The sequence below is a fragment of the Streptomyces anulatus genome (assembly GCF_014650675.1).
In the GTDB taxonomy this organism is placed as follows: domain Bacteria; phylum Actinomycetota; class Actinomycetes; order Streptomycetales; family Streptomycetaceae; genus Streptomyces; species Streptomyces anulatus.
Window position 1 is genome coordinate 171,766 of sequence record NZ_BMVK01000011.1, and the last position, 16,651, is coordinate 188,416.

A 16,651-nucleotide genomic window follows, 5' to 3' on the forward strand; every position below is an offset into this window, starting at 1 on the left:
AACCCGTCAGGCGTCAGATCCGCGCCCGGTGTCCACGGTGAGGACGATCTTGCCCGTGGTGCGGCCGGTCTCCCCGAGGGCGTGGGCCTTGGCCGCGTCGGAGAGAGGGAAGACAGCCTCGATGTGGGCGCGCAGGGCACCGGATTCGACGAGGTCGGCGATGGCCTTCATGCCGGCGTGGTCGGCCTCGACCAGGAGGGTCTGCACCCGGACCCCGCGGGCCGCCGCGTTCGCCGCCTCGTCGGGGTCGGTGGGCGGAAGGAGGGAGACGAGGACGCCGCCGGGGCGGAGGACATCGAGGGAGCGGGTGCGGGTGTCGCCGGAGAGGGGGTCGAGGACCATGTCGACGTCCTGGACGGCGTCGCGGAAGTCGGTGGCGCGGTAGTCGATCACCTCGTCCGCGCCGAGAGAGCGGACGAAGTCGTGCTTGGGGCCGCTGGCGGTGCCGATGACGTACGCGCCGCGGGACTTGGCGATCTGGACGGCGAGGTGACCGACACCCCCGGCGGCGGCATGGATCAGGACCCGCTGCCCGGTGCGGACCTCGGCGGTGTCGACGATCGCCTGGTACGCGGTGAGGGCGGCGAGCGGCAGGGCTCCGGCCTGGACGTGGTCGATGACGGCGGGCTTGCGGGTGAAGGCGCGGGCGGGGCCGGTGACGTACTCGGCGTGGGAGCCGACGCCCTGCGGGTAGGGCAGCATGCCGAAGACTTCGTCGCCCGGCTCGAAGAGGGTGACGCCGTAGCCGACCGCCTCGACGACACCGGAGACGTCCCATCCGAGGACGAGCGGCAGGCGGTCGAGGAACAGGCCACTGGACCGGTGCTTCCAGTCGGTCGGGTTCAGGCCGGCGGCGCGGACGGCGACGAGGATCTGGCTCGGGCCCGGCTCGGGCCTCGGCAGCACGGTCTCGTTGAGGACCTCGGGAGCTCCGTGGACGTTCTGGCTGATGGCGCGCATGGTGGCGGCGTGGTTCGTCATGCGGTCCAGGTTCGCCGAGGCCCCCGGTTCGGTACCATGGCACGATCGCCATCTTTCGACGGGATCGTGCCATGACTGCCCATCGCGTCGTCGTCCTCGCCCTGGACGGCGTGTACCCCTTCGAACTCGGCATCCCGAGCCGGGTCTTCGGCGCGGCCGGGGGCCGCTACGAGGTCCTGACCTGTTCGGTCGACGGGGGGCCCGTCACCACGAACGCCGACTTCGCCGTCACGGTCGGGCACGGCCCCGAGGTGCTGGCGACGGCGGACACGGTGCTGCTGCCGCCGTTCGACACCTCCCTCCTCACCCGGGAACCGCTGCCGGGGGTCGGCGAGGCGCTCTCGGCCGTGCCGGCCGGGGCGCGGATCGTGTCCATCTGCACCGGGGCCTTCGTCCTGGCCGCCGCCGGGCTTCTCGACGGCCGGCCCGCCACCACCCACTGGGCCGTCGCGGACGTCTTCCGGTCCTGGTACCCGCAGGTGCCCCTCGACCCGGACGTGCTGTTCGTGGACGACGGCGACGTGCTCACCTCGGCAGGCGCCGCCTCCGGGGTCGACGTATGCCTCCATCTCGTACGCCGGGATCACGGCACCGCCCTCGCCAACGAGGTGGCCCGGGCCTGTGTCGTACCTCCGTGGCGGGACGGCGGCCAGGCCCAGTACATCGAGCACCCGGTGCCCGCGGCTTCCGCGAACGGCACCTCGGCCACCCGCCAGTGGGCGCTGGAGAACCTGCACGAACCGCTGTCCCTGACGGAGCTGTCCGGGCACGCACGGATGAGCCTGCGCACCTTCGCGCGCCGGTTCAACGAGGAGGTCGGGATGAGTCCGGGCCGCTGGCTGATCCATCAGCGGGTGTCCCGCGCCCGGCACCTCCTGGAGACCACCGACCTCGCCGTGGACGACATCGCCGGCCAGGTCGGCTTCGCCACCGGGACCTCGTTGCGCGAGCACCTGCACGCGGCGATCGGCGTCTCACCGCTCGCCTATCGGCGCACCTTCCGAGGCGCCACCGCGTCTGCGGGATAGGCATCGCTCCAGGTCACGCCCGCTACCTGCTCATGGTCACGGGTCGCACCTGGTGAGCCGACAGGGACACGCTCGACAACGCCGCGTCCGCACGCCTCCCCGCCGCGCGTGCGTCGAACTCACGTCGTGAGTTCCGGACCTTCGGCCATCCGCCCGATCAGGCGTGGCCGCCCTCCGAGGACGACGGACCGGAACCCGCCCGCCACACCCGCGCGGCCCCTCGGGCGAGCGGGCGTTCCGGCCGGCGGGTCATTCGGCGCCGAGGCCTTCGACCAGGCGGTTGAGGAAGCGGGTGAACGTGGCCTCGGGGGTCTGGGGGCGCCCGGGGGCGGAGAGGGCTTCGGCCAGTTCCGGGTGGCGGCCGTCCGCGGCGACAGCGGTGAGGTAGCGGGCTTCGGCCGCGGCCCGGTCGGGCGCTCGCGCGGCTGTGGCCTGGGTGATCTCGTGGGCGACGTGCCCGGCCACGAACGCGGTGAGCTGGGCGAAGACCTCCAGCTTCGCCACGCCGCCCAGCCCGGCGGGCCGGAGGGCGGCGAGCGCTCGCTCCAGGAAGGCCAGGGCGTGGGGGCCGAGGCTCCGGCGCGTGGACAGCGCGCCGGGCAGCCAGGGGTGCCGCAGCATGAGGGCGCGCTGGAGGTGGGCGATGGCCTTCAGATCGGCGCGCCAGTCGCCGGTGGGCGGGTCCGTCGTCGGCAGTTCGCCGCTGACGTGGTCGACCATCAGCTCCAGCAGCGTCTCCTTGTCGGGGGCGTAGCTGTAGAGCGACATGACACCGGCCCCGACCTCCGAGGCGACCCTCCGCATGGTGACCGCGTCGAGCCCTTCGGCATCCGCCACGGCGACGGCCGCCGCCGTGATCGCCTCACGGCTGAAGGCGGGCCTGCGCCCCCTGCGGGGCCCGGCCGGGCTCAGCCAGAGCTGCTGGGGGTCGACGCCCCCGGCACCGGGCGTGCCATCACGGGTCACGATCCTCGTCGCCCCTTCTCCTCGTTGCGGCCCTTCGCTACGGCCTCGGCTGCGGCCCTTCACTGCGGGCCCTGTTGGAGCCATCCAAGCATCCGCTATTCTCGTACGACGTACGAGAATAGCGGAGGGGAACGATGACATCACCTACGCACGACACCGCGCCGCGCCCTGCCTGGACACCGCCTTCCGGGAAGCCGCCGCGGTCCTCGCGGATGATGAGAGCGACCTGGCGCGGTCTCCCGGCCGCACGGCACGAGGTCGGGTGGGAGCCGGGGCTGGCGGTTCCGGCCGCCGACGGCAGCCCGTTGATCACGGATCACTACTTCCCCCGTGCGGAGGGCGACTTCCCCACCCTCGTCGTGCGCTCGCCGTACGGCCGGGGCCTGCCGTGGTCCCCCATGTACGGCATGCTCTTCGCCGAACAGGGCTTCCACGTGGTCCTGCAGAGCTGCCGGGGCACCGGCGGCTCGGGCGGCCGGTTCGATCTGTGGCGCAACGAGGCCGCCGACGGCCGGGCCACGGTGTCCTGGCTGCGGGAGCAGCCCTGGTTCAACGGGGTACTGGGCACGGTCGGCCCCAGCTACCTGGGGTACACGCAGTGGGCGCTCGCCCTGGACCCGCCGCCGAAGCTGAAGGCGATGGTGATGCAGGTGGGCCTGCACGACCCCTACGCCCTGTTCCACACGGACGGCGCGCTCCGTCTGGAGAACGCCCTCCTCGTCGGCGTCGGCATCACGTACCAGCACCGGGGGTTGGCCCCGTTCGTCAGGGCGACGCTGCGCCTGCAGCGCCGGTTTCGCCGGATCGTCACCGCACGGCCGCTGCGCGAGGCGTACGTGTCGGCGCTCGGCGGTGAAGTGCCCTGGCTGGACGGCGTGATGACCCACGCGGACGCCGACGATCCGTTCTGGGCCGGCGCGTCCGCCGGAGCGGCGGCGGAGCGGCTGAGCGTGCCCACCTGCCTGATCACCGGATGGCACGACGCGCTCGTCGACCAGACCTTCGAGCAGTACGGCCGGCTGCGTCGGGCCGGCTGCGGGACCGCCCTGCTCGCCGGTCCCTGGACCCACACCTCCGCGCTTCAGCAGGGGTGGCCCGAGGTGTTCGCCGAGAGTCTCGCGTGGCTGCGCGCGCACCTGTGCGCGGACCCTTCCGGCCTGCGCCCCACCGGAGTGCGCGTCCACATCGGCGGCGCGAACGCGTGGCGGGACCTCGACTCATGGCCGCAGTCACCGGCGACCACGTCGTGGTGGCCCGTCCCGGGCGGGTATCTCACCCGGCAGGCCCCCACGGACAGCGCACCGCTGACGTCCTTCCTCTACGATCCGGCAGCCCCGACCCCGTCACTCGGCGGCCCTCTGCTCTCCCGGACCGCCGGACCTCGCGACAACAGCGCACTGGAGGCCAGGGAAGACGTCCTGACGTTCACCGGACCGCCGCTGGCCGAGCCCGTGGAGGTCCTCGGCCCGGTCTCCGCGCGGCTGAGCATCTCCACGGACACCGGACATGCCGACGTCTTCTCCCGTCTGTGCGACGTGGACGCGCAGGGGCGTTCCACCAACGTGTGTGACGGGCTCGCCCGGGTGAGGACTGACGGGCAGACGCCTTCGGAGGTCACCGTGCCGATGAGCTCCACCGCCCACCGCTTCGCCGCCGGCCACCGTATGCGCTGGCAGATCAGCGGCGGCGCCCATCCGCGCTTCGCGCGCAATCCCGGCACCGGGGAGTCCTCGGTCGACGCCGAGGAGTACGCCCCCGTACGGATCACACTCCACACGGGCTCGGCCTTGGTGCTTCCCCAGGGTGAACGGGGCGATTGAGGTGACCCGGGCGACCGGGGCCGGCGTGGGCAGCACCGCCGCCGTCCCGATCCTGGACCTTGTTCCGAAGATCATTCTGTTGGAGGCTGAGGCATGCAGAATCAACCCACGTTCATCCTTGTCCACGGAGCCTTCGCGAACTCGTTCTCGTTCGCGCCGCTACAGGCCGAACTCGCCCTGCTCGGACACCGCTCGGTCGCGGTCGACCTCCCGGGGCACGGATTCGGGGCGACGTTCCCGGCGTCCTACCAAGCCCCCCAGGATCTCGCCGCCCTCGCCGGGGAACCGGGGGGCATCAAGGGAGTGACGCTCGCGGACAACGCCGCCCGCGTGATCGACGTACTCGAACGGGCCAAGCGGAACGGGCCCACCGTCCTCGTCGCCCACAGCAGGGGCGGCATCACGACCACCGCCGTCGCCAACGCCCGGCCCGACCTGGTCGACCGGATCGTCTACGTCTCCGCCTGGTGCCCCGTCGATCTGGAGGTGGGCGGCTACTACGCCGAGCCGGAGATGGCCGACGTCGACGCGGGAGCCCTCACGGCCGCCCTCGTCGGGAATCCGGCCGAACTCGGGCTGCTGCGCTTCAACTTCCGCACGGCCGACCCGACGGCGCTCGCCGCCCTCAAGCAAGCCTTCGCCGCCGACCTCACCGATGACGAGTTCCGGACCTTCCTCAGCACCTTCCAGCCCGACGAGAACCTCGACGCCGGTACGTCCGCCGACCGGGCACAGGCAGCGACCTGGGGCCGGATACCCAGGACGTACGTCCGCCTGGCCGCCGACGCCAGCGTTCCGCCCGCCGTGCAGGACCGCATGATCCGCGAGGCCGACGCGCTCACCCCCGACAACCCCTTCGACGTCCGGACGCTCGAAGGCAGCCATCTGCGCTGGCTCGTCCACCCGGAGCCCGCCGCCGAGCTGCTCGCCGGCCTCGCGGGGGTCTGACGGAACTCGGCTCACACATACGCGTGTTGGGTCCCCCACTGGGTCCGTGGACCCCTGACCGGACAGCCGCCGGGCCCTATCGTCTATGCGGGTAGATCCTCGGACCCACCAACCCGCGCACCCACGCACCCGGGCCCACCACGTGCTCGACCTGCTTCGAGGGAGACATGATGTGCCGATCCTGTGCAACCGCCGCTGAGCCGACGGAGATACCGGCGGACCTGGAGAGGCCGGACCACGGCCTGTCCCGTCGGGGGCTGCTGGCGGGCCTGGGCCTGGGCGTGCTCGCCGTGAACCTGTCGGTCGGGGCCTCCACGGCAGCAGCGGCGACGGCGAGGAACGGGGCGTGGGCCAATCCCGCCCTGGGCCGGTTTCCCGCCGGGGGGCACTACGGCGCACCCCGGGGCGGCGCGTCCCACGCCGGGCAGGACGTCAGCAACTCCATCGGCACCGCCGTCCACGCGGCGGCCGGGGGCACGGTCGTCCGCCGGTCGTGGGGAGGAGGGCTGCCGGGCCGGACCGGCAACGCCCTGGTGATCTCGCACGGCAACAACCAGTACACCTACTACGGGCACCTCAACGCCTACCGGGTCGGGCTCAACGCCGAGGTCTCGGCCGGACAGCGCATCGCCGACATGGGGGCCACCGGCAATGTGACCGGCCCCCACCTGCACTTCGAGACCCACTCGGGACGCCTCGGCACCACGGTGAACCCGGTCTCCTTCCTGGCCGCCCGGGGCGTGGACCTCTCCGGCGGCTGGTCGAGGATCGACCCGGGCGCGAGCGGCGCGACCGTCGTGGTGATCCAGCACCTGATGAGCCGGCGCGGCCACGGGCTGGCCGCCGACGGGAAGTACGGCTCCGTGTCCGTCGAGGCGGTCAAGCGGTTCCAGCGCTCCAAGGGGCTGGTGGCCGACGGCCAGGTCGGACCGGCCACCTGGCCCGCGCTCGTGTACACGCTGCGGCAGGGCGCGAGCGGGTCCCACGTCCGGGCCCTGCAGGCCGCGCTGAACAAGCGCGGCGCGCGCCTGGCGGTCGACGGCGGGTTCGGTTCCGTCACCACCGGCGCCGTACGCGCCTACCAGAGCGTCAACCGCCTGGTGGCCGACGGCGAGGCGGGCCCGGTGACCTGGCGGGCGCTGACCGGCTGACCGTCCCCAAGTGTGGGACACACGGTGACGCGTGATGTCCCGCGGGCCGTCCGGAAGGGCGGCAGTGGTCGGCCATGAACGGTCCGGCGGCCGTTCATGGTCGACTACGCACCACCGCACCACCACGCCGAGGCCACCGCAGGAGACCGGACCGAGCATGCGTACACGACCCGCCCCCGGCGACGGCGGCACTCCGGCAGCACCCCCCGCGGCCTCTCCGGCCCCCGCCGCACGCGCCTTCGACGCCGTGCTCTGCGATCTCGACAACGTCGTCCGCTTCTACGACACCGCCCCGCTCGCCGCCCTGGAGCGGGCCGCCGGGCTGCCGGAGGGCACCACGACGGACATCGCCTACGCGCCCGAGGTCGATCTCCCGCTGCTCCTGGGCCGGATCACCCCGGCCGCCTGGGTGGCGGCCATCGCCGCCGGGCTCACGGAGCGGGTGGGCGCGGACCGGGCCCGCGCACTGGGCCGGGCGCTCGCGGACGCGCCGTTCCGGGCCGACGAGGAGGTGGTGTCGCTGCTGCGCCGGGCCAGGACCCATGTCCCCCTGGTGCTCGTCACCAACGCGACCCTCCAACTGGACGCGGATCTGGCCCTGTTGGGCCTGACGGACCTGGCCGACGCGGTCGTGAGCAGCGCGGTGGAGCAGGTGGCCAAGCCCGACCCGGCCATCTACCGCATCGCGGCCGACCGGGCGGGCGTACCGCTGGCCCGGTGCCTGTTCGTGGACGACCGGCAGGAGAACGTCGACGCGGCCGCCGCCCTCGGCATGACCGGCGTCCTCTACCGCGAACCGGCTGATCTGCGACGGGCGTTGGGGCCGTGCGCCGAGGATGCGGGGGAGCGCGGAGGCGGTGGACGGGGCGCGGAGGCCCGCCGCGCGGGCACGTCGGGCCCGGTGGGCGGGGACCCGGAGGTGCTGTTCGGCGGACTGGCCAACGCCGGAGCCGTCCTCCGCCGCGGCGACGCCGTCGAGCGTCCCGCCCCACCGCATGCCGCCCTTCTGCACGCCCACCTCCGGGCCCTCCGGGAGCAGGGGTTCGACGGTGTGCCCGTGCCTCTGGGGTTCTCCGCCTCCGGACGCCGCGAGCGGCTCTCGTACGTCCCCGGCGAGGTCGCCGTCGACCCGCACCCGCCCTGGACCTGGACGGACGATGTGCTGCGCTCGGTGGGGGCGCTGCTCCGGCGCATGCACGACGCGGCGGTGGCCGTTCCCTCCGGCCGGGCGGCCGGCTGGCCCGCCGACCTGGCCGACCCGGAGGGGGCCGCGGCTCCCGGCGCGCTGGTCTGCCACAACGACGTGTGCCTGGAGAACGTGGTGTTCCGGGACGGGCGCGCGGCCGCCCTCATCGACTTCGACCTGGCCGCGCCCGGCCGCCCGGTGTGGGACGTGGCCATGACGGCGCGCTACTGGGTGCCGATGCGGGGCCGCGACGGCCTCGACCCGTCGCACCGGCTGCGCGTCCTGGCCGACGGCTACGGGCTGGGGCGCGCGGACCGGGCCGCCCTGCCCCGGGTGATCGAGCAGGCCACCGCGGTGTGCCGGGCGTTCGTCGAGCGGCGGGTGGAGCGGGGGGACGCGGCGTACACGGCGGTGTACGAGCAGAGCGGGCGCGCGGTGTGGGACCGGCACCAGGCCTGGCTGGCGGACCAGCGCCGCGCACTGACCGCGGCCCTGCTCACCGACTGACCACCGACTGACCACCGCGAGCCGTCGGGAACCCGCGCCCCTCAACCGCGCGACTACCGCTCCCGTTCCGGCTCCGACCCCGACTCCGACTCCAGCCCCGTCCGCAACTGGACGAACGCCTGCCCGGCCGCCCGCACCGCGGACGCGTGGACCTGGTCCGCGCTCTCCCCCGCGTCGATCCGCCGCCAGTTCTCCAGGGCCAGGATGCGCAGGACGGCGATGATCTGCCCGGCCGCGAGCCGCTCGGGCAGCCCGTCGCCGAGGGCACGGGCGAGCGCCGCCTCGGAGCGGCCCTGGTAGGCGTACATGCGGGCGACCAGCGACGGCGTCCCGTACAACAGGCGGTGGAACTTCAGCACTTCGGGTACGTCGCAGAGGCCGGTCACCGGGTCGCGGCGGTCGAGGCCGTCGAGGAAGTGGCGGCGCAGGGCGTCCAGCGGGCCCTCGCCGGGGGGCCGTTCGGCGACCACCCGGGCGGACTCGTCCTCGTGGTCGGCGAACCGGTGCAGCACCAGGTCCTCCTTGGCGGGGAAGTACCGGAAGAGCGTCGGCTTGGAGATGTCCGCCGCGGCCGCCACCTCCGCCACGGACACCTTGTCGAAGCCGCGCTCCAGGAACATCGCGATGGCCGCGTCGGAGACCGCCTGATAGGTCAGCTGCTTCTTGCGCTCCCGCAGACCCGGCACGCTCCCGGCTTTCTCTCCGCTCATGACCATGAAGCGTACGCCCCTGACCTCAAGCGGACTTGACGTCGCCGCCGGAGGCCCTGCGGATCAGCGCCTCCACCCCGTCCAGCAGCACGCCCATGCCGAAGTCGAACTCGTAGTCCGCCTCGTCCGGCTCGCTCATCACCCCGGTCTCCAGCTGCCGGGTGATCCCGGGGTGCCGTTCGGGGTCGACGAGCCGCTTGAGGGTCCGTTCGTGGGAGGCCATCAGCTCCTCGGGCGTGATCCCGCGCGCGGTGACGGCGGCGGCCAGGTCGCTCATCATCAGCGCTTCGCTGCGCACGAAGTTGGAGATCAGCAGGATCACCGAGGTCTTGTCGCCCTCGCCGAGGCCGCTGCCCCCCAGCGCCTGGAGCCCCTGCTCCCACCAGGCGATCGAGTTCGGGGTCGCGGGCGGGCCGCCGATGGGGATCCGGAGCGCCCAGAGGTGGCCGTGGTAGCGCTCGCGCTGCGCGGCCGCCCATTCGGTGAGCGCGGCCCGCCAGCCCGCGCCGGTCTCCAGGGCGGACAGGGGCTCCGGCGGACCGACGGCCGCCTCCTGCATCAGGACGTACAGCTCGTCCTTGGCGGAGACGTACCGGTACAGGGACATCGTGGACGCGCCGAGCTCCTGGGCGACCCGGCCCATCGACACGGCCGCGAGCCCGTCCGACGCCGCGACGCCCACCGCGGCGGCCACGATCCGCTCCAGGCTCAGGCCGGGCTTCGGCCCCTTGGCCGGGCGGTCCCGCAGCCCCCAGGCCGCCTCCAGGCTGGCCGGCAGGTCGCCGCCGCCCGAGCCGTTCTTCTCCGTCACCGCATCCCCTTCGCCCGGCATCCCGACCACGCCGCCGCCATGCCGCCGTCACGCCCCGTGCCCCCGTGCGCCTTGACCCCATCCTAGAGATGCGTAATGCTTACGCAATAACGCGTATGCCATACGCAGAAGGAGGTCCGACCATGACCGGCCCGACCGGAACCACCGGCAAGGGCGGCGTCGACACCGACGGCGACCGCGCCATCGAGGCGTACGGCCTCACCAAGTCCTACGGAGAACCCGCCGTCCGGGTCCTCGACGGCATCGACCTCCGGGTCGGGCGCGGCACCGTCTTCGCCCTGCTCGGGCCGAACGGGGCCGGCAAGACCACCACCGTGCGGATCCTCGCGACGCTGACCGAGGCCGACTCCGGCACCGCCCGCGTCGCGGGGTACGACGTCGTCGCCGAGCGGAGCGCCGTACGCAGGTCGATCAGCCTCACCGGCCAGTTCGCCGCCGTCGACGAGACCCAGACCGGTGAGGAGAACCTGCGGATGATGGCCCGGCTCACCGGGCTCTCCCGGGCCGACGCCCGACGCCGCGCCGGGGAGCTGCTGGAGCGCTTCGACCTCACCTCGGCGGCCCGTCGCCCCGTCCGGACCTACTCGGGCGGCATGCGCCGCCGCCTCGACCTGGCCGCCGGGCTCGTCGGCTCACCGGAGCCCGGGGTGTTCTTCCTGGACGAGCCGACCACCGGCCTCGACCCGCGCAGCCGCCAGGAACTCTGGGAGGTCGTCCGGGAGCTGGCCGACCGCGGGGCGACCATCCTCCTCACCACCCAGTACTTGGAGGAGGCCGACCGCCTCGCCGGACGGATCGCCCTGCTGAACCGGGGCCGGATCGCCGCCGAGGGCACCGCCGCCGACCTCAAGTCCCGCGTCGGCGGGCACCGTCTCGACCTGGTCCTCACCAGCAGCGAGGCGTACCTCCGGCTGGCCGGGCGGGCCGTCCACCACTCCCCCGAGACCCTGACGCTCGGCATCCCCACCGACGGCTCGGCGGCCCAGGTGCGCGCCCTGCTCGACGAGATCGACCCGACGGGCCACGAGATCGAACGCTTCGGCCTGCACAGCGCGACCCTCGACGACGTCTTCCTGGACCTGACCTCGAAGGCGACCACGACCCCGGAGGCATCCACCCATGTCTGACACCGCCGTTCGGCGCGGAACCCCGGCCCGGCACACCCACGGGGCCGCGCGGCGGACGGGTTCCGGACCCGGTCCGCTCACCCACACCGCCGTCATGACCGCGCGCGCCCTGCGCATCAGCAGCCGCAACACCGACGCGCTGATCACGTCCCTGGCCCTGCCGATCATGCTGATGCTGATCTTCGTCTACTTCTTCGGCGGCGCCATCGACACCGGGACGGACTACGACTCGTACGTCATGTACGTCGTCCCGGGCGTCCTGCTCCTGTCCGCCGGGTTCGGCGCCGCGACCACCGCCACCGCCGTCAGCGAGGACATGAAGGGCGGCATCATCGACCGGTTCCGCTCCCTGGACGTGGGCGGTACGCCGGTGCTGGCCGGGCATGTGGCGGCCAGCACCGTCCGCAATCTCTGCGCCACCGCCCTGGTCTTCGGCGTCGCGCTGCTGATCGGATTCCGCCCCGCCGCCTCCTGGAGCGGCTGGCTCCTGGTGGGCGTCGTGCTGGTCGCCTACATCGTGGCCCTGTCCTGGATCTCCGCGGCGATCGGCCTGCTGGCCCGGACCCCGGAGGCGGCGAGCGGCTTCACGTTCTTCATGTCGTTCCTGCCCTACCCGAGCAGCGCGTTCGTCCCGACCGACTCGATGCCCGGCTGGCTGCACGGTTTCGCCGACCACCAGCCGATCACCCCGGGCATCGAGTCCCTGCGCGGGCTGCTGCTCGGCCAGGAGATGGGCAACACCCCCTGGATCGCGCTGGCCTGGGCCGCGGGGATGCTCGCCGTGGCGATCGGCGCCTCGGGAACCCTGTTCCGGATCCGGACACGCTGACCGCCCCGCACCGGTCAGCACTCCTCCGGACCGCTCAGAACACGTCCGGGCACCACGGCCGCCGGCCCGTACGGAACACGGCGTCCGCCGTCGTCGCCGCACCGGCCCGCAGCTCCTCGGCCCGGCCCAGGTCCACCAGCCGCCGCACGGACTCGTCGCCCAGATACAGCGTCGCCAACTCGGCCACGCCCAGGGCCAGATCAGCGCTCCGGGTGGTCGGTGCGCACCGGGCGCCGGACGTCGAGGCGTCCAGCAGGAAGCGGCCCCCGGCCAGCCCCGCGTCGTCCCGGACCTCCAGGACGAGCGACGCCTCGACGCCGTAGGTCCGGGCCTCCAGGGCGCGCGGCACGTCCAGCAGCCGCAGCCACAGCCAGTCCGAGTTGGTGATCATCCGGGCCGCGCGCGGGTCGGGCAGCAGCAGCGGCAGCAGAGCGTCGGGGGCGCGGTAGCCCGAGCGGACCGCGGTGATCCAGTCGATCGAGCAGAGGTAGTGCCACAGGGCCCGCTCGGCCGCCGGGTTCAGCGCGATCATGTCCCGTACGGTGGCGGAGTTCAGCGGCTGCTTGGCGTCGCCCCACTTGTCGTCCGTGCCGTACGTCATCAGGCCGTCGATCTCACCGTCCGCGGCGCGGTGCACGACGTAGAACGGCTCGCTCCACTTCTCGTGCTCCGAGCGGGGCGTGACCCCGGTGCTCCGCCGCCACCAGCGTTCGCCCCGGGTGACGACGCCGGGCTGCCGGGCCGCCAGCGCGGCGTGCACCTCGGGGCCGATCTTGCGGACGTCCGCGCCGTCCACCATCTCGATCCGGCCGCCGCCCGCCGGCTGCCCGGAGCGGCGCGGGTCGAGGCCGGCCCGGTGCACGGCGACCTCCCACACGGCGGTCCAGGCGGCGGGGCCGAAGCCGTACCGCCCGTAGATCGGGTACTCGGCGGCGATCAGCGAGGCGACCGGCTCGCCGCGCTCCTTGGCCGCCGCCAGGTCCGTCGCCATCATCCGGCTGAGCAGTCCGCGCCGGCGGTGCGTGGGCGCCACCGTGACCCCGCTGATCGCGTCGGCCGCCACGGTGGCCCCGCCCACCACGGTCAGCTCCTGGGCGAACGAACGGAACGTGGCCACGCAGCGCCCGGCGTCGAACACACCCTGGAACCGGGAGAGATCCGTGCCGACGAGCCGGTCCGCGACATCGTCCTCACTCGGCCTGCCGGCGGTCAGGAAGCCGTTCTGCACCGCCCTCAGCCAGTCGGGGTATTCGGACGCGGTGACGGTGCGGACATCGAGGCTCATCCCGCCACGCTAGGCATGCGCCCCTCAGAATGTCGCGCGAATTTCCCCGACCTCCGCCGCCCCGCCGAGCAGCGGCGAACGTCCGATCCGGGCGACCACCGGGGCGTCCACGCCCAGCAGTTCCAGGGCGCGGGCCAGCACCGGGCCGAGCGCCCGGACCGAGCCGTCGTCGATCTTGAAGGCGAGGGCCCGGCCGTCGGCCAGCGCCACCGCCTGGACCGCCTCGGCGCCCATCTTGGAGAGCGTCCCCGGCACCTCGCGCATCAGCCAGGTGTCCGGACGCCGGGTCCCCGCGACGTACTCCGGGTGGGCGCGCATCGCGTCCGCGACCCGGCGCTCGGCGCTCCCGGGCTCCGCCAGCACGAAGGAGCGGAAGGCGCGGGCCAGGCCGGTCAGCCCGATCGCCATCAGCGGGGCCCCGCAGCCGTCCGTGCCGAGCGCCGCGACCGGCTCGCCCGCCGCCTCGGCGACGACCTGGCCGACGAGCTGCTGGAGCGGGTGGGCGGGGTCGAGGTAGGTCGCGGTGTCCCAGCCGTTGCGGGCGCAGACGGCGAGCATGGCCGCGTGCTTGCCGGAGCAGTTCATCGTGATCCGCTCGCGTACGTGCCCGCTCGCGAGGTAGGCCTCCGCCTCCACCGGGTCCAGCGGCAGGTCCGGCGGGGTCTGGAGGTCGGCCGGGCTCAGCCCGTGCTCGGCGAGCATCTTCCGTACGAGGTCGAGGTGGAAGGGCTCCCCGGAGTGGCTCGCGGCGGCGAGTGCCAGCCGTTCGCCCGAGAGGTCGAGACCGGCCCGCAGGATCGCGGCGGCCTGCATCGGCTTGTTGGAGGACCGGGGGAAGACCGGCGCCGCCGGATCGCCGATCGTCCGCTCCACGCTGCCGTCGGCGGCCAGCAGGACCAGTGACCCCCGGTGGTGCCCCTCCGTGAACCCGGAGCGCACGACCTCGGCCAGGACGGGCGGGGCGGGGGCCGGGACGGAGGATATGACGGACGGAGCGTCGGTGGACGTCATGGTGGCCTTCCGGGGACGGGGTGCGGGACCCGCGCCCGGAAGGATCGCTTCAGGCGAGCAGGTCGTCTACTTGTGCTTCCCCGTCACGGTACCTGCGGGCGATCTCCGCGCCGCAATCGTCCGCGGTGCGCTGGAGCTCGTGACGGCGGCGGGAGACCTGCTGTTCGCAGCGGACGAGCCGTCCCATCGCCGTGTGCAGTTCCTCGTCCGTCCGGGCGTCCAGATCGGACAGCTCGACCTCGGCGAGATTCTCGGCGGCGAGCTGCCGGAACTCGTCGCCGCGCGGCGTCGTCAGCGTGACGTGCCGGGCGGAGGTGCGGTGCCGGGACGGGGTGTCGGCCAGGATCTCCGAGAGCCGGCTCACCACTGCCGCGTCCTCCACCGGCGCCTCCGGATCCCGGCGGCGGGCCAGTTCCGCCCGCAGGATGTCGATCCGGCCCTGCACCAGCCGGCGAACGTAACTGAGATCGGCCTCGTCGCGCTGGGCGTCCCGGCGCAGGGTCCGCAGCTCCGGCAGCCGCAGCCCGCCGAAGCCCGCATCGCCGCCGGCCTGCTCGGGCACGGTGGCGGCTGCCGCCGGCGTCGCGGCCGGCAGGGCGGGACCCTGCCCCGGCAGACTGCGCTGTACGGGTGACCGCAGGGTGCTGGCGCGGTGACGTGCGCCCGGTAGGGCACCGGGAGATTGTCCGGCTCCATATGTACTCATGCTGTTCCGTCCCCTCGACCGGTGCGTCGGCACACCGACATCGTGCATCGTGCCACTCCGCACGGTGCCGATGCAGGTGCTCTGTACCCGTTCAGCCCAAGATAGGTTGGTCTGTATGCGTGCAGTGGTACAGAGAGTGGACGGCGCGAGCGTCTCCGTCGCCGGTGCGACGGACGACCCCTCGTCCCCCGGGACCGTCGGGGAGATCGTCGGTGAGGGCCTGTGTGTGCTGGTCGGGGTCACCCATGACGACACCCCGGAGAAGGCGGCGCAGCTGGCCCGCAAGCTCTGGTCGGTGCGCATCCTGGAGGGCGAGAAGTCCTGTTCGGATGTGAACGCGCCGCTCCTGGTGATTTCTCAGTTCACTCTCTACGGGGACGCCCGCAAGGGCCGCCGCCCCACCTGGAACGCCGCCGCGCCCGGCGAGGTGGCCGAACCGCTGGTGGACGAGGTCGTGGCGCAGCTGCGGGCGCTCGGGGCGCAGGTGGAGACGGGCCGGTTCGGAGCGGACATGCGGGTCTCGCTCACGAACCACGGCCCGTTCACGGTGATCATCGAGGTGTGACGGCGGGCGCGGTGGGGCCGGAGCGCTACGGCTCCACGACCGTCTCCTGGGCCGCCGCCGTGTCCCCGGCGAGCAGCTCGGCGTCGACGGCCACGTTCCGCTTGACCAGGGCCAGGGCGATCGGGCCCAGCTCGTGGTGGCGGGCCGAGGTGGTGATGAAGCCGAGCTGGCGGCCCTCCTGGCCGTCGGCGGCCAGCCGCACCGGCGTCCCGTGGCCGGGCAGGTGCACCTCGCTGCCGTCCAGGTGCAGAAAGACGAGCCGGCGCGGCGGCTTCCCCAGGTTGTGGACGCGGGCCACCGTCTCCTGACCCCGGTAGCAGCCCTTCTGGAGGTGGACGGCGCCGCCGATCCAGCCCAGCTCGTGCGGGATGGTGCGGTGGTCGGTCTCGAAGCCGACGCGCGGCCGGTGCCCCTCCACGCGCAGCGCCTCGTACGCCAGGATCCCGGCGGCGGGACCGTGGGCGGCGGCGTACGCCTCCAGGTCCGCGCGCGGCAGGAACAGGTCCCGGCCCTGCGGGGTCTCCCGTACGGCCGCCCCGTCCGGGGTCTCCGCGATGGAGCCGGCCGGGAGGTGGACGACCGCGATGTCGCCGGTGCGGTCGGCGACCTCGACCCGGTAGAAGAACTTCATCGACTCCAGGTAGGCGATCAGGTCGCCCTGGGTGTCCGGCTCGACGTGCATCCACACCGTCGTGCCGTCGTCCACCAGGTACATCGCGTGCTCGATGTGCCCGTTGGCGGACAGGATGAGCGCCTCGGTGGCCTGGTTCGGGGCGAGGTCGCTGACGTGCTGGGTGAGCAGCAGGTGCAGCCAGCTCAGCCGGTCGTCGCCGGTGACGGTGATGACGCCGCGGTGGGAGAGGTCGACGAAGCCGTTGCCGTCGGCCAGGGCACGTTGCTCACGGAACAGGTCGCCGTAGTGCGCGGCGACGCCTTCGTCGCGGCCTTCGGCGGGAACGGCACCGGGCAGGGACAGCAAGGGGCTCTTCATGCGCCCAG

16 protein-coding genes and 1 pseudogene are annotated in these 16,651 nt (G+C 73.5%); 9 read left to right on the top strand and 8 right to left on the bottom strand.

Translation table 11 applies throughout. The features are described 5' to 3' along the window. Positions 1-6: 6 nt before the first annotated feature. Complete coding sequence (locus tag IE272_RS25675; RefSeq protein WP_190008233.1) at positions 7-960, bottom strand: NADP-dependent oxidoreductase; 954 nt, start codon at positions 958-960, stop codon at positions 7-9. 92 nt (positions 961-1,052) lie between these two features. On the opposite strand from IE272_RS25675, the gene IE272_RS25680 reads away from it, so the two are divergent. Continuing rightward, entirely contained in the window at positions 1,053-2,009 is a 957-nt protein-coding gene (locus tag IE272_RS25680; RefSeq protein WP_190008178.1) for a GlxA family transcriptional regulator, read from the top strand. A gap of 249 nt (positions 2,010-2,258) precedes the next feature. On the opposite strand, the gene IE272_RS25685 is transcribed toward IE272_RS25680, so the two are convergent. Continuing rightward, a complete protein-coding gene (locus IE272_RS25685; protein ID WP_190008180.1) occupies positions 2,259-2,975 on the bottom strand; it encodes a TetR/AcrR family transcriptional regulator in 717 nt (238 codons plus the stop codon). A 134-nt stretch (positions 2,976-3,109) separates the two neighbouring features. Here IE272_RS25685 and IE272_RS25690 point away from each other — a divergent pair, with 134 nt between their 5' ends. The 5 genes and pseudogenes from IE272_RS25690 to IE272_RS25705 all read left to right on the top strand — a co-directional run bounded on the left by IE272_RS25690 (position 3,110) and on the right by IE272_RS25705 (position 8,587). Further along, the gene (locus tag IE272_RS25690) at positions 3,110-4,795 is read left to right on the top strand and encodes a CocE/NonD family hydrolase (RefSeq protein WP_190008182.1); all 1,686 of its coding nucleotides are present in this window, start codon (positions 3,110-3,112) and stop codon (positions 4,793-4,795) included. A 93-nt stretch (positions 4,796-4,888) separates the two neighbouring features. After that, positions 4,889-5,743, top strand: a complete 855-nt coding sequence (locus IE272_RS25695; protein ID WP_190008183.1) for an alpha/beta fold hydrolase — start codon at positions 4,889-4,891, stop codon at positions 5,741-5,743. A 170-nt stretch (positions 5,744-5,913) separates the two neighbouring features. Continuing rightward, positions 5,914-6,894, top strand: a complete 981-nt coding sequence (locus IE272_RS25700; protein WP_190008235.1) for a peptidoglycan-binding protein — start codon at positions 5,914-5,916, stop codon at positions 6,892-6,894. 157 nt (positions 6,895-7,051) lie between these two features. Then, positions 7,052-7,735: pseudogene (locus IE272_RS38860) on the top strand (HAD-IA family hydrolase); the annotation flags it as partial. A gap of 60 nt (positions 7,736-7,795) precedes the next feature. After that, positions 7,796-8,587: a phosphotransferase enzyme family protein gene (locus tag IE272_RS25705; protein WP_229897663.1), complete on the top strand. Its 792-nt coding sequence runs from the start codon at positions 7,796-7,798 to the stop codon at positions 8,585-8,587. A 53-nt stretch (positions 8,588-8,640) separates the two neighbouring features. Here the strand turns inward: IE272_RS25705 and IE272_RS25710 are convergent, their stop codons facing one another. Together IE272_RS25710 and IE272_RS25715 are read right to left on the bottom strand one after the other, a co-directional pair. Further along, entirely contained in the window at positions 8,641-9,303 is a 663-nt protein-coding gene (locus tag IE272_RS25710) for a TetR family transcriptional regulator (protein WP_190008185.1), read from the bottom strand. Positions 9,304-9,322: 19 nt separating this feature from the next. After that, positions 9,323-10,108, bottom strand: a complete 786-nt coding sequence (locus tag IE272_RS25715) for a TetR/AcrR family transcriptional regulator (RefSeq protein WP_078961146.1) — start codon at positions 10,106-10,108, stop codon at positions 9,323-9,325. Positions 10,109-10,251: 143 nt separating this feature from the next. Between IE272_RS25715 and IE272_RS25720 the strand changes: the two genes are divergently transcribed. Further along, positions 10,252-11,256 carry an ATP-binding cassette domain-containing protein gene (locus tag IE272_RS25720; protein WP_050356820.1) on the top strand — a complete coding sequence of 335 codons (1,005 nt, stop codon included), beginning with the start codon at positions 10,252-10,254 and terminating at the stop codon, positions 11,254-11,256. After that, positions 11,249-12,085, top strand: coding sequence for an ABC transporter permease (locus IE272_RS25725; protein WP_050356821.1), 837 nt, complete (start codon positions 11,249-11,251; stop codon positions 12,083-12,085). The genes IE272_RS25720 and IE272_RS25725 overlap by 8 nt, the downstream gene beginning before the upstream one ends. Positions 12,086-12,119: 34 nt before the next feature. Here IE272_RS25725 and IE272_RS25730 read toward each other — a convergent pair whose 3' ends face one another. From IE272_RS25730 to IE272_RS25740, 3 genes are read right to left on the bottom strand one after another with little or no spacing between them, the layout of a single operon-like run. After that, positions 12,120-13,370 (bottom strand): GNAT family N-acetyltransferase, encoded by a 1,251-nt coding sequence (locus tag IE272_RS25730; protein WP_050356822.1) that lies wholly within the window; start codon positions 13,368-13,370, stop codon positions 12,120-12,122. Positions 13,371-13,394: 24 nt separating this feature from the next. Next, entirely contained in the window at positions 13,395-14,381 is a 987-nt protein-coding gene (locus IE272_RS25735) for an asparaginase (RefSeq protein ID WP_057663975.1), read from the bottom strand. A 49-nt stretch (positions 14,382-14,430) separates the two neighbouring features. Beyond that, positions 14,431-15,087: an RsiG family protein gene (locus IE272_RS25740; RefSeq protein WP_229897639.1), complete on the bottom strand. Its 657-nt coding sequence runs from the start codon at positions 15,085-15,087 to the stop codon at positions 14,431-14,433. A gap of 115 nt (positions 15,088-15,202) precedes the next feature. Here IE272_RS25740 and dtd point away from each other — a divergent pair, with 115 nt between their 5' ends. Beyond that, entirely contained in the window at positions 15,203-15,652 is a 450-nt protein-coding gene (gene dtd, locus IE272_RS25745; protein ID WP_050356824.1) for a D-aminoacyl-tRNA deacylase, read from the top strand. Between the two features lie 25 nt (positions 15,653-15,677). Here the strand turns inward: dtd and ygfZ are convergent, their stop codons facing one another. Continuing rightward, complete coding sequence (gene ygfZ, locus IE272_RS25750; protein WP_050356825.1) at positions 15,678-16,643, bottom strand: CAF17-like 4Fe-4S cluster assembly/insertion protein YgfZ; 966 nt, start codon at positions 16,641-16,643, stop codon at positions 15,678-15,680. Positions 16,644-16,651: the final 8 nt, after the last annotated feature.

Coding starts and splice junctions, on each gene's coding strand:
- IE272_RS25740 (WP_229897639.1), bottom strand. CDS start 15,087: ATGAGTACATATGGAGCCGGACAATCTCCCGGTGCCCTACCGGGCGCA.
- IE272_RS25690 (WP_190008182.1), top strand. CDS start 3,110: ATGACATCACCTACGCACGACACCGCGCCGCGCCCTGCCTGGACACCG.
- dtd (WP_050356824.1), top strand. CDS start 15,203: ATGCGTGCAGTGGTACAGAGAGTGGACGGCGCGAGCGTCTCCGTCGCC.
- IE272_RS25680 (WP_190008178.1), top strand. CDS start 1,053: ATGACTGCCCATCGCGTCGTCGTCCTCGCCCTGGACGGCGTGTACCCC.
- IE272_RS25725 (WP_050356821.1), top strand. CDS start 11,249: ATGTCTGACACCGCCGTTCGGCGCGGAACCCCGGCCCGGCACACCCAC.
- IE272_RS25700 (WP_190008235.1), top strand. CDS start 5,914: ATGTGCCGATCCTGTGCAACCGCCGCTGAGCCGACGGAGATACCGGCG.
- IE272_RS25675 (WP_190008233.1), bottom strand. CDS start 960: ATGCGCGCCATCAGCCAGAACGTCCACGGAGCTCCCGAGGTCCTCAAC.
- IE272_RS25730 (WP_050356822.1), bottom strand. CDS start 13,370: ATGAGCCTCGATGTCCGCACCGTCACCGCGTCCGAATACCCCGACTGG.
- IE272_RS25720 (WP_050356820.1), top strand. CDS start 10,252: ATGACCGGCCCGACCGGAACCACCGGCAAGGGCGGCGTCGACACCGAC.
- ygfZ (WP_050356825.1), bottom strand. CDS start 16,643: ATGAAGAGCCCCTTGCTGTCCCTGCCCGGTGCCGTTCCCGCCGAAGGC.
- IE272_RS25735 (WP_057663975.1), bottom strand. CDS start 14,381: ATGACGTCCACCGACGCTCCGTCCGTCATATCCTCCGTCCCGGCCCCC.
- IE272_RS25710 (WP_190008185.1), bottom strand. CDS start 9,303: ATGGTCATGAGCGGAGAGAAAGCCGGGAGCGTGCCGGGTCTGCGGGAG.
- IE272_RS25695 (WP_190008183.1), top strand. CDS start 4,889: ATGCAGAATCAACCCACGTTCATCCTTGTCCACGGAGCCTTCGCGAAC.